This is a genomic window from Ulvibacter sp. 2210JD10-4, assembly GCF_058148525.1.
The window spans coordinates 23,595-35,655 of the sequence record NZ_JBYVJZ010000003.1 but is presented as its reverse complement, the minus strand read 5'-3'; the positions used below and the strand labels follow the sequence as shown (position 1 = coordinate 35,655).

At 36.8% G+C, this 12,061-nt stretch carries 14 protein-coding genes; 6 read left to right on the top strand and 8 right to left on the bottom strand.

The window, feature by feature from the left end; translation table 11 throughout:
* Positions 1-24: 24 nt before the first annotated feature.
* Both pbpC and ACY2RT_RS08240 read left to right on the top strand, forming a co-directional pair.
* Positions 25-2,334, top strand: coding sequence for a penicillin-binding protein 1C (gene pbpC, locus ACY2RT_RS08245; protein WP_490155433.1), 2,310 nt, complete (start codon positions 25-27; stop codon positions 2,332-2,334).
* A gap of 31 nt (positions 2,335-2,365) precedes the next feature.
* Positions 2,366-3,091, top strand: a complete 726-nt coding sequence (locus ACY2RT_RS08240; protein ID WP_490155432.1) for a copper homeostasis protein CutC — start codon at positions 2,366-2,368, stop codon at positions 3,089-3,091.
* On the opposite strand, the gene ACY2RT_RS08235 is transcribed toward ACY2RT_RS08240, so the two are convergent.
* The 3 genes from ACY2RT_RS08235 to ACY2RT_RS08225 are packed head-to-tail and all read right to left on the bottom strand — an operon-like array spanning position 3,083 to position 4,460.
* Positions 3,083-3,604 (bottom strand): YciI family protein, encoded by a 522-nt coding sequence (locus ACY2RT_RS08235; protein ID WP_490155431.1) that lies wholly within the window; start codon positions 3,602-3,604, stop codon positions 3,083-3,085. The two genes, ACY2RT_RS08240 and ACY2RT_RS08235, sit on opposite strands and share 9 nt — an antisense overlap.
* The gene (locus ACY2RT_RS08230; protein ID WP_490155430.1) at positions 3,601-4,074 is read right to left on the bottom strand and encodes a CYTH domain-containing protein; all 474 of its coding nucleotides are present in this window, start codon (positions 4,072-4,074) and stop codon (positions 3,601-3,603) included. Before ACY2RT_RS08230 ends, ACY2RT_RS08235 begins: the two co-directional genes overlap by 4 nt.
* 5 nt (positions 4,075-4,079) lie before the next feature.
* Positions 4,080-4,460 carry a VOC family protein gene (locus tag ACY2RT_RS08225; protein WP_490155429.1) on the bottom strand — a complete coding sequence of 127 codons (381 nt, stop codon included), beginning with the start codon at positions 4,458-4,460 and terminating at the stop codon, positions 4,080-4,082.
* A gap of 40 nt (positions 4,461-4,500) precedes the next feature.
* Here ACY2RT_RS08225 and dinB point away from each other — a divergent pair, with 40 nt between their 5' ends.
* A complete protein-coding gene (gene dinB, locus ACY2RT_RS08220; RefSeq protein WP_490155428.1) occupies positions 4,501-5,607 on the top strand; it encodes a DNA polymerase IV in 1,107 nt (368 codons plus the stop codon).
* Positions 5,608-5,654: 47 nt separating this feature from the next.
* Entirely contained in the window at positions 5,655-6,428 is a 774-nt protein-coding gene (locus ACY2RT_RS08215; RefSeq protein ID WP_490155427.1) for an SH3 domain-containing protein, read from the top strand.
* Between the two features lies 1 nt (position 6,429).
* Here ACY2RT_RS08215 and pyk read toward each other — a convergent pair whose 3' ends face one another.
* From pyk to ACY2RT_RS08190, 5 genes are read right to left on the bottom strand one after another with little or no spacing between them, the layout of a single operon-like run.
* Positions 6,430-7,860, bottom strand: a complete 1,431-nt coding sequence (gene pyk, locus ACY2RT_RS08210) for a pyruvate kinase (protein ID WP_490155426.1) — start codon at positions 7,858-7,860, stop codon at positions 6,430-6,432.
* On the bottom strand, positions 7,860-8,348 hold the full coding sequence (locus ACY2RT_RS08205; protein WP_490155425.1) for an IPExxxVDY family protein: 489 nt from the start codon (positions 8,346-8,348) through the stop codon (positions 7,860-7,862). The genes pyk and ACY2RT_RS08205 overlap by 1 nt, the downstream gene beginning before the upstream one ends.
* Positions 8,349-8,399: 51 nt before the next feature.
* On the bottom strand, positions 8,400-9,143 hold the full coding sequence (gene rnc, locus ACY2RT_RS08200) for a ribonuclease III (RefSeq protein WP_490155424.1): 744 nt from the start codon (positions 9,141-9,143) through the stop codon (positions 8,400-8,402).
* Positions 9,144-9,151: 8 nt separating this feature from the next.
* A complete protein-coding gene (gene fabF / locus ACY2RT_RS08195; RefSeq protein ID WP_490155423.1) occupies positions 9,152-10,405 on the bottom strand; it encodes a beta-ketoacyl-ACP synthase II in 1,254 nt (417 codons plus the stop codon).
* A gap of 11 nt (positions 10,406-10,416) precedes the next feature.
* Complete coding sequence (locus ACY2RT_RS08190) at positions 10,417-10,650, bottom strand: acyl carrier protein (RefSeq protein ID WP_034259990.1); 234 nt, start codon at positions 10,648-10,650, stop codon at positions 10,417-10,419.
* A 177-nt stretch (positions 10,651-10,827) separates the two neighbouring features.
* Here ACY2RT_RS08190 and purN point away from each other — a divergent pair, with 177 nt between their 5' ends.
* Together purN and ACY2RT_RS08180 are read left to right on the top strand one after the other, a co-directional pair.
* Entirely contained in the window at positions 10,828-11,433 is a 606-nt protein-coding gene (purN, locus tag ACY2RT_RS08185; RefSeq protein WP_490155422.1) for a phosphoribosylglycinamide formyltransferase, read from the top strand.
* Positions 11,426-12,061, top strand: a complete 636-nt coding sequence (locus ACY2RT_RS08180; protein WP_490155421.1) for a ribonuclease H1 domain-containing protein — start codon at positions 11,426-11,428, stop codon at positions 12,059-12,061. Before purN ends, ACY2RT_RS08180 begins: the two co-directional genes overlap by 8 nt.

The window sequence follows — 12,061 nt, the reverse complement described above, 5'->3', positions numbered from 1 at the left end:
AGGAAGCACAAGGTTAAGCTAATTTTGTTTTCTTTGGTATTTGTTCTATGGCTATTTTCTCTTCCCTCACCATTATTTGACGCTCCTACAGCTACTGTAGTAGAAAGTCGCGAAGGGTTTATGTTAGGTGCCCGTATAGCAGATGACGGTCAATGGCGTTTCCCAAAAATGGATTCGGTCCCAATGCGGTTTGAACAGTCCATTCTATTGTTTGAAGACGAATACTTTTACAGGCATCCGGGGTTTAATCCGGTTTCAATCGGTAAAGCCCTTTGGCAAAACCTTACAACAAATAAACGCCGTGGAGGCAGTACACTTACCCAGCAGGTAATTCGTCTTTCCAGAAAAAACAAACAACGAAGCTATGTAGAAAAGTTGGTTGAAATTTTTCAGGCTACACGTTTAGAAGCAACATATTCAAAAAAAGAGATACTAAACCTGTATGCATCTTATGCTCCATTTGGTGGAAATGTAGTAGGCCTTGAAACTGCTTCATGGCGATACTTTGGGATTCCTTCTGAAGATTTAAGCTGGGGACAATCAGCCGCTCTTGCAGTATTGCCTAATGCCCCTTCATTAATATTTCCGGGGAAAAATGAAGCCATTTTAAAAGAAAAGCGTGACCGTTTGTTGTTAAAATTGTTTCAGAAAGAAATCATTGACCAAACTACATACCAATTGGCTTTGGACGAAAAGCTTCCCGGCAAACCATTTGCACTTCCGGAAATTGCACCACATTTAACAGAAAAGGTCCGAAAAGAACATCGTGGAAAACGAATACAGTCTACAGTGGATTATTCTCTTCAACAGAAAATAAATCGAATTACAGGAGAGCATCATTACAAATTAGCTCAAAATCAAATAAATAATCTTGCTGTTCTTATTTTAGATGTCAATACCCGTGAAGTATTGGCATATGTGGGCAACGCTCCTACAACAAATGAGAATAACAATTATGTAGACATCATTGATAAATCCAGAAGTACCGGAAGTGTTCTAAAACCTTTTTTATATGCTTCAATGCTAGACAGTGGTGAGTTGCTCCCCAATACATTAGTGGCTGATGTCCCTACTACAGTTAACGGATATAGCCCGGAAAACTTTGATAAGAAATTCAACGGAGCAATTTCTGCCAGTGTCGCATTATCCCGGTCATTAAATGTTCCTGCTGTGAGAATGCTACGAAAATATGGCTTACAACGGTTTCATAAAAGATTAGAAGAATTAAACTTTAGAGGAATTGATCATCCGGCAGATTATTACGGGTTGTCACTTATTCTGGGAGGTGCTGAAAGTTCTCTTTGGGATATTACCAACGCTTATGCAGGGATGGCTTCCACTTTAAATTATTTTAATCGTTCTTCAAGTGAATATCAAAGCCACGAATTTGTAAATCCTGTTTATTTAAAAAACACATATGTTGACTTCGGAAAAAAACAAGCCAATGCACCAATATTTAACGCCGGGGCTATTTATCACACGCTTAATTCACTTCAAAAAGTGAATCGGCCGGAAGGGGAAGTAAACTGGAGTTTTTTTAGTAATTCACAACCCATTGCCTGGAAAACCGGAACGAGTTTTGGTTTTAAGGATGCCTGGGCCGTAGGTGTAACCACCAAATATGCTATTGGTGTTTGGGTTGGTAATGCCGATGGTGAAGGGCGTCCGGGATTGACAGGTGTTCAGGCTGCTGCCCCTGTTCTTTTTGATGTATTGGATGTACTGCCTAAAAATGAATGGTTTGCTGCTCCATATGATGAGTTAATTGAAACTGAAATATGTCAAAACAGTGGTCATCTGGCAAGTGTTTTTTGTGAAAAGACAAACTTAGAGTGGATTCCAAAAGAAGGGGTAAGAAGTAATTCCTGCCCTTATCATCAAAAGGTTTTTTTGAATTCTACTGAAACTCTGCAAGTAAATTCCAGTTGTTACCCTTTGGCAAATATGAAACAAAAAAGCTGGTTTGTACTGCCCCCTTTTCTGGAATATTATTATGCCCCACTACATCCCGAATATAAAACGTTACCTGCCTTTGCCAATGGTTGCCTTAAAGAGGGGGAACGAAAGATGGATTTTATTTTTCCTAAGAAAAATGAAACAATTCTATTGCCAAAGGATTTTGATGAAAATATAAATGAAGTGGTTTTCAAACTTGCACACCGAACACCAGAAACCACAGTATACTGGTATTTAGATTCGGAATATATTGGAACAACCGAGACCTTTCATGAATTGGCATTGGCTCCAAAGCCGGGGACCTATATTTTAACAGCTACAGACCAGGAGGGGAATGAGTTGAAACAGCAAGTTGAGATTAGTAAAGTGTCTCTTTAAAATGTCTATTTTAGGGGTTTAAAAAAGCTGAATGATAGTAGAAATATGTGCCAACAGTTTTAAAAGTGCTGAAGTTGCCCAAGATAGTGGCGCTGACCGAATAGAACTATGTACCGAACTCTCAGTAGGGGGATTAACCCCCAGTCACGGTATGATCGAAAAAGTGATCACTGAGTTAAACATTCCTGTTCATGTCTTGATAAGGCCCCGAAGTGGAAATTTTACGTATTCTGAAGCAGAGATCGATGTGATGCTAAAAGATATTGCTTTTTGTAAAAAGATAGGTTGTTCGGGAGTTGTAAGTGGTGCTTTGACTTTGAAAAATACCATCGATATTGAAACTACAAAATATTTAGTTGATGCTTCGGAAGAAATGGAATTTACCTTTCATCGTGCTTTTGATTGGTGTAACAACCCCTTGCAGGAAGTTAGCTCACTCATACATTTAGGGGTAGCACGTTTACTAAGCTCGGGGCAACAATCTAAAGCAATTGATGGAATCGAATTGTTAAAAAAATTGAAAGCCCTTTCCAAAGGACAACTTGAAATCATGCCTGGAAGTGGAATTAACAAAGAGAATGTACTAACTTTTAAAGAAACAGGTTTTGCCAGTGTACATCTTTCAGCAACGAAGAAAAGACAAATATTACTTCAAAAACCGACTATTTCTATGCACGATCCCTCATTTTTTGAAGAAGGAGTTGTAGCTACTTCAGATAAAGAAACTATTGGGAAAATAATTACCCTATTATCTTAACGCAAAGCCTTTAGCGGCCCACCAAGGGTGAATTTCAATCTCCAAACGGCCTGCTTGCACCATAGGGTCAATATTGGCAAGACTATCTGCTATTTGTAATGTTGGGACATTATAAATAGTTATTCCCCGGATATCACCATCATCTCCAAAAGGCCCTGAAATATCTGCATATCCCTCTTCGTACATTCGACCAAGATGTGCCATATGCAGTTCCTGAAGACTATCGGTTTCGATTTTAGACTGGGAACGGTTAGGGCCTCGTTTTAAAAAAGCAATGAAATATTGTTGCATCACAAAAGTATCTCCGGTTTTTTCATCTACATAGTCAAATATTTTAAACCCTTCTTCTGTAAGTTTCTTTTTAAGTTGAGAAATAGATTCTTTTTTAGCTTCTGAATCATTTTCAACTTTCATTTGATCATGACTATGATCCTCGTGAGATTTGTGTTCGTTTTTACAACTTATAACTACGATCAATAAAAGAAGTGAAAAAAAGCTGTTTTTAGTTTTCATATGCTCCAGGTTTTATAAGGTTGTTTGCTCAATTGTGAATTATAATATTTGACCTGCCCGGTCACTTCTTTACCAAGCCAGGCTGGTTTTTTGTAAGTTTCATTTTCTGAAGAGAGTTCCACTTCTGCAATAGTCAAGCCTGCATTATCCCCTAAAAATTCGTCTACTTCAAAAGTATGGATTTCTACTTTTACCTCATATCTATTTTTTTCAATCACGCTTTTTTCACATAATTTCAGAAGTATTTCGGCATCGGCAACAGAAATCTCTTTTTCCCATTCGGTACGAATAGTTCCGGCCTTATTAGATTTTCCTTTTATAGTTAAGAATCCTTGCTCTCCTTTTATTCGCACACGAACAGTTCTTTCAGGATGGGTATTTAGAAACCCCTGAACGATTCGTGATATTTTAAAAGCTTCCGATTGATACTCTTCGGAGGTAACTAAAAATTTTCTTTCTATTTCAAGCACTTATTTTAATCTTTAATTCTCCAGGGAGGATTTTTTCTTTTATCCCCGGCATGAAAAATTATGATTTGATTTCCGTCAGGGTCCTTCAATCTGGCTTCTTCCCAAAGCCAGGATTTCATCGAAGGCATTTCTTCAAAATGAACACCTTTATCTGTGAGTTCTTTTACTTTTTGTGAAACATTTTCCACTTCAAAATATACATATGCCCCATTTCCATTTGGCAAAGTATCTACATGATGGATTGAAAAAGTGGCATCCCCTGTAGGGCATTCAAACCTTGCATATCCGGAATGTGTCATTACAATTAATTCTAATCCTAACATTTTATAAAATTGTACTGCCTTTTCGACATCTATTGATGGTACCGTAACCTGATTTAAATTCATATCTGTTAGAATTGTAACTAAGATATTATAATTTTATGGGATGGAGATCCAATTACCCATCCGAAAAATAATTCACGTAGATATGGACGCTTTTTATGCCAGTGTAGAACAGCTGGACAATCCGGATTTACGTGGAAAGCCAATTGCTGTGGGTGGGAGTTCTAAAAGAGGTGTGGTAAGTGCGGCAAGCTATGAAGCACGAAAATTTGGTGTAAGAAGTGCTATGAGCAGCGTCCTGGCAAAAAAGCTTTGTCCGGACCTTATTTTTGTAAAATCTCATTTTGATCGCTATCATGAAGTTTCAAAAAAAATACGCGAGATCTTTTTTGAGTATACAGATCTGGTGGAGCCATTATCCCTTGATGAAGCGTATCTGGATGTTACTCAAAATAAAAAAGGAAACCCAAGTGCTACCCTTATTGCACAAGAAATACGACACAAAATAAAAGAAAAGACCGGGTTGAATGCTTCGGCCGGTATCTCTATTAATAAATTTATCGCAAAAGTAGCTAGTGATATAAATAAGCCCAATGGGCAAAAAACAATTCCTCCGGAAGAAGTGATCCAATTTTTAGAGGAATTAGATGTAAAAAAGTTCTATGGGGTGGGAAAAGTAACAAAAGAAAAGCTATATCGCTTAGGGATTTTTACCGGAAAAGACCTTAAAGCCAGATCATTAGAGTTTTTAGAAACACATTTTGGCAAAAGCGGAAGTTATTATTATAATGTTTCCAGGGGAATGCACTACAGTCAAGTAAAATCTCAACATACCCGAAAATCATTAGCTGCAGAGCGTACTTTTAGTGAAAATATCTCTTCAGAACTATATATGATAGAGCGCCTCGAAGATATTGCAGATGAAGTGGAGCGCCGGCTATCCAAAAGTAAAGTTGCGGGAAAAACCATTACTTTAAAAATTAAATACAGTGATTTTACGTTACAAACTAGAAGTAAGACATTACCGTTATATGTTGCCAGTAAGGCACTTATTATGGAAACTGTTAAAGATTTGTTATTTCAGGAAAAAATGAAGGATTCGGTACGTTTGTTGGGAATCTCTTTGTCTAACCTTAATAATGAGGATAAAAAAAAGGTGAAACCTCCTCCTGAAAAAACAATAGACGTACAACTTAAATTCGATTTCTAATGCTATAAAAACTACTTGAATTGATTATTAACTAAAACCTTTACGTTATGAAAAAAGTAGTTTTTTCCATCCTTACAGTTGCTTTAGTAACTTTATTTGTTTCGTGTAAAAACGAAACTAAAGACCTTCAAACTGATACAACAGTTAACAACCTTGCTATTGCTGATACTTCTACCGAAGAACCTTCACAGGAATATTTGTACGTAACCGCACACAGTGGTTTAAGTCTTAGAGAATTCAATAATTTAAATAGTGAAAAACTAGCTGTGATGCCTTACGGAACAAAATTAAGAGTGATCTCTACTGAAGAAAAGCCCACAATGACTGTTGGAGGAATTAAAGGTGGAATGGATGAAGTAGAGTTCAACCATAAAAAGGGATTTGCTTTTAACGGTTATCTTTCCAAATTTTTCCCACCGGAACAGGACATATCTGCAAAAGCTTATGCCGAAGAACTTCAAAAACTATTTCCAAAAGTGAGCTACTTCGAAGCTACCGGAGGCACGGCAAGTAAGCCTTCTAATACAGAAACCATTATGATTCCCACTACACTATGGCATGAAGGCTTTTTTGTAGCACAGCGATTGTTTGATTTCCCTAAAGAGTTTTCTTTTCCAAATCCAAAGGGGAAAGACAAACAAGTTATTAAGGACAAAATGCCTAAAAAAAATGTGTGGATAAGTGAACTACATATAGACCGCACAAATGATGAGCTACAAAAGATTGAATATACTTATAAAGCTAAAAAAATTGGCAGCACGGTAAGCATCACACAAGAAGGAGATTTTATGAAAATAGAAAAGACAGAGGTTGTGGAATAACCTATTTCACTTGTGAAATACGTAAGGTATTTACCATTCCTTTGTCTGCAATAGGCATTGCTGCCAAATTAATTAAATAGTCGCCTTTGGACACAAATCCACGTTCAAAGGCGATTCTATTTATGTCTTCAACCGTTTCGTCTGTACTTACAAATTTATCATAGAAAAAAGCCTTAACTCCCCACAATAAATTTAAACGTGAAAGTATCCTTTGATTAGAAGTATACACTAAAATATGTGCCGAAGGACGCCAGGCAGAGATTTGAAAAGCTGTATATCCGCTATTGGTTAAGGTGCAGATCGCCTGTGCTTCGATCTCATTGGCCATAATAGCTGCATGATAACAGATCGATTTTGTAATATAGCGGTTGGTACGAACATGTGGAGGCTCCTGCGGTACAGTAATTAAAGAAGAATTTTCAACGCTTTGCACTATTTTCGACATGGTTTTAATTACATCTATTGGAAATTTCCCGATAGACGTTTCACCACTAAGCATAACAGCATCTGCTCCATCCATCACTGAATTTGCGACATCATTTACTTCTGCACGTGTAGGAGTTAAAGAAGTGATCATTGTTTCCATCATTTGTGTAGCAATGATTACCGGTATTCTTGCTCGTTTTGCCGTAAGGACCAATTCCTTTTGAATGAGCGGGACCTCTTCTGCCGGTACTTCAACTCCCAAGTCACCTCGAGCAACCATCAAGCCATCACAGTATGCAATGATCTTATCAATATTTGCAACAGCTTCCGGCTTTTCAATTTTTGCGATAATAGGTATTTTATATTCGCTGTGTGCTTCAATAAGTGCCTGTAGTTCTTTAAGATCTTCAGCATTTTTAACAAACGACAAAGCAATCCAATCTACTTCTTGTTCTACAGCAAAAATGGCATCTTGTTTATCTTTTGCCGTTAAAGCCGGCAAGGATAACTTTGTATTTGGAAGGTTTACTCCCTTTTTGGATTGCAAAGGCCCTCCCTGAAGTACTCTTGCTCTTACCTTATTGGTATTATTAGTTTCGAGTATTTCAAAAATGAGCTTTCCATCGTCTAATAAAACCTGCTCTCCCGGATTTACATCTTTAGGAAAGTTATCATAGTTCATATAAACTTTTTCACGTGTACCTTCAAACTCATCTCCAGTGCAAAAAAATATTTCGTCGCCAGGTTCTACTATTACCTCTTCTCCCATAATTCCCACACGTAATTTTGGCCCTTGCAAATCTCCCAATATTGCTGTTGAAGTCCCTAATTCTATTCCAAGCTCTCTTATAGTGGTAATGGTCTTTTTTACTTTGTTATAATCTGCATGTGAAAAGTTAATCCGAAAAACATTAACGCCCTCCAAGATCATTTCTTTAATTACTTCTCTTGTAGATGAGGAAGGACCTAATGTAGCTACAATTTTGGTTTTTTTCTCTTTTGGCATTAGTCGAAAATTAGATTGCTTTTAGATTTTACGGTTTCGGGGTCTACACTATATGCTGAAATAACTTGTTTTATTTCGTTTATATCTGAAACAAGTTTCCGAAGCGGGATTAATTCGAAATCTGAAAATATTTTCAGAAAAAAATCTACTTTCTTATATTCCGGAAGTAGATAGGTTATCACTGTTTCCGATACATCATGGCTAAACAAACCAGTGGAACTCTGCATATTTGCAATTAATGAATTACATTTATTTGCTACCAAATTATAGGTAGTGTATTGCATTGCGTTTTCATATTCAAATAAAGAAAAAGTAATTTCTAATCCATCATTGGAATATGCTAAATCTACTTCTTTCCTTTGTAAATGTAGCCCAAGCTGTTTATTAAGTAAAAATGCCATTTTATAGGCTTCTTCACTACAATGTATGGCAACTAAGGAATATGTTTCCTTAATATCATCATCCAATACTAATTTGTGATGTGCCATCTTTGATTTTAACCATAAATGTAGGTTTTCCTTTTCGTAATTTAAAAAAGATTACTCTCTTTCGCCATCTATTTTTTTCTGAAGTTTAAAATAGGCTCTTTTTGCAGCCCGTTCTTCAGCTTTCTTTTTTGACGTGGCTCTCGCTTTGGCAACAGTGATGTTTTCTAATTGAAGTTTTATAGCAAAATGTTTTAGAGTATCTTGGCCCGTATCTTCATAAACTGCAAATTTAAATTGCTTTTTATTCTTTTGGCACCACTCAATAAAAAGACTCTTATAGCTTATAACTTTTCCTTCCAGTTTCTGTATATCTACATACGGCCGAATTACCCTTTTATAGATAAATTTTTCACAATATCTATACCCTCTATCCAAATAAATGGCACCTATTAATGCTTCAAAAACATTTCCGTGAATATTCCCTCCAAACTGTTGTGTTGGGATGGTCGTTTTTACAAACTTAATAAGGTTTAGGTCTCTTCCCAATTCATTAAGATGCTCTCTACTTACTACTTTAGAGCGCATTTTTGTTAGATATCCTTCATTTCCTCCAGGAACTTTCTTAAATAAATGGGATGCAATAACTGCACTAAGCATTGCATCTCCCAAAAATTCCATCCGTTCATAATTTTGGGAATGGCCTTCACTATTTTTTTCATTGGTAGAACGATGCGTGAATGCTTCTTCATATATTGAAATATCTTTTGGTTTAAAGCCTAAGATCTTTTTAATTGCATAAAAAAAATCCCCGTGCTTTTCAGCACGAGAATTAAATATGTTCTTAATTGAAGTCATTTACATTTTTAGGCATCAATTCTTTTAAAGAGTACGCAAGCGTTGTGGCCACCAAACCCAAAGGTATTACTCATAACCACTTTAATATCTCTTTGTTGCGCCTTATTTAAAGTAAGGTTTAATGAAGGGTCAATTTCTTCATCAACAGTTGTATGATTAATTGTTGGAGGTACCAGACTATTTTTCATTGCCAAAATTGAAGCTATGGCTTCAATAGCCCCTGCAGCTCCCAGCAAATGTCCTGTCATAGACTTGGTAGAATTGATGTTAATGCTTTTAGTATGTTCTCCAAATACTTTAGAAATAGCTATAAGTTCAGCTACATCTCCTAATGGTGTTGAAGTCCCATGGGTATTAATGGCATCCACCTCTTCGGGTTTAATTCCTGCATCGTTTAAACAGTTAAGCATTACTCGCTCTACACCAATCCCGTCGGGATGTGGAGCTGTCATATGATAAGCATCACTTGACATTCCGCCTCCGGTTACTTCAGCATATATTTTTGCACCGCGCTTTTTTGCATGTTCATATTCCTCTAATATCAATGCCCCGGCTCCTTCACCTAAAACAAAACCATCTCGTGTAGCATCAAAAGGCCTTGATGCCGTTTCTGGACTTTCATTTCTGGTAGAAAGGGCATGCATGGCATTAAAACCTCCCATTCCGGCAGGAGTTACTGCAGCTTCACTTCCTCCGGTCACAATAATATCACAATGCCCTAAACGAATATAGTTTAATGCGTCGATCATTGCATTCGCCGAAGAAGCACATGCGGAAACTGTAGTATAGTTAGGCCCCATAAACCCATGTTTGATCGAGATATTCCCGGGGGCTATGTCTGCAATCATTTTGGGAATGAAGAAGGGGTTGAAACGAGGTGTTCCATCCCCTTGTGCAAAATTTATTACTTCATCCTGAAAAGTCTTTAAGCCTCCAATACCGGCTCCCCAAATAACACCAACGCGAAACTTATCCACCTCATCAAGGTTAAAACCTGCGTCTTTTATTGCTTCATCACTTGAAACTAATGCATATTGAGCAAAGCGATCCAGCTTTCGAGCTTCTTTCCTGTCAAAATGATCCTCTGGATTGTAATTTTTAACTTCACAAGCGAATTTAGTTTTGAACTTTTCTGTATCAAAATAAGTAATAGGCGCACAGCCACTTCTCCCATTTTTTAAACCGTCCCAATATTCTTCAATATTGTTACCAATTGGGGTAAGTGCTCCAAGGCCTGTAACTACAACTCGCTTTAATTCCATAAAGAAGTAGTTTATTTAGCTTCTTCTATATAGGAAATTGCTTGACCTACTGTAGCAATGTTCTCAGCTTGATCGTCCGGAATTTGAATATCAAATTCTTTTTCAAATTCCATAATAAGCTCTACCGTGTCCAGAGAGTCGGCGCCTAAGTCATTTGTGAAGCTAGCTTCGTTAACAACTTCGTTTTCGTCAACACCTAATTTGTCTACGATAATCGCTTTAACTCTTGATGCAATGTCTGACATAATTCTAGTTTTTTAAATTTAATTATAAGTGGCAAAAATAAAATATTTTAATTTAAAACACCATTTTAACTGTAAAATGTGGTAGCAAATTAAACAATTTTGGGCGAAGTAAAACTCTATTGCCGTACTTTTGTTATTTATTTATATGATAACTTCTAAACTCCCAAAGAAACTCTAATGAAGAAGCGCATTGTTATTTTTGCTTCGGGTAGCGGTACCAATACTCAAAACTTAATTCAATACTTTCAGCAAGTAGACTTTGCTGAGGTTGTCCTTGTGCTCACAAACAAGAAGGATGCCAAAGTTTTGAAACGTTCTAAAAAACTAAAAATCAAATCATTACATTTTGAAAGAAAAGAACTAGATGTTGAAAACGGTGTCTTAAAAATTTTGAAGAAGGTAAAACCTGACCTTATTGTACTTGCAGGATTTCTTTTGAAGTTCCCTGAAATTATCTTGAAAGAGTTTCCAAATAAAGTGATCAACTTGCATCCCGCACTCCTTCCAAAATATGGAGGAAAAGGAATGTACGGCCATTATGTACATGAAGCCGTAATTGCAAATAAAGAGTCTGAAACCGGTATCACTATACATTATGTAAACGAAAATTATGATGAAGGGGCCATTATTTTTCAGAAAAGTATGAAGGTTTCAGAAAGTGACACTCCGGAAACCGTTGCTGAAAGAATACACGAGCTGGAGTATAAATACTTCCCTAAAGTAGTAGAAGGCCTTTTGCTTTCAGAAAAGAAATCAAGATACTCAGACAATAAGAATGACTAAAAAGGAAAAGTTTTATGTAGTTTGGTATGGCAATCCTGCAGGTATCTTTACCTCTTGGGAAGAATGCAAGCGGTCCATTGCCGGGGTAAAAGGAGCTCAATACAAGTCCTTTTCCTCTTTTGCTGAAGCTAAAGTTGCTTACAACAAAGAGTATATAGATTATAAAGGTAAAAACACTAAAAAGAAAGTGCTCACCAAAGAAGAACTTGCCAAGATCGGTGATCCTAATTTATATTCTATCTCTGTAGATGCTGCCTCTAGCGGTAACCCAGGGAAAATGGAATATAGAGGTGTAGATACCCAAACACACAAACAATTATTTCATCAAGGCCCCTTTTTACAGGGCACAAATAATGTTGGTGAATTTTTAGCAATTGTCCATGGCCTGGCTTTTTTACAACAACAAAATAGTGATAGACTTATTTACACAGATTCGCGTATTGCGATGGGCTGGGTTAAAAAGAAAAAGTGCAATACTAAATTAAAACAAACTTCTAAAAACAAAAAGCTCTTCGAATTAATTGCGCGAGCTGAAGTCTGGTTAAAAAATAATAGTTATACAACCAAAATAGTGAAATGGGAGACCAAGGCTTGGGGTGAAATCCCTGCAGACTTTGGAAGGAAATAG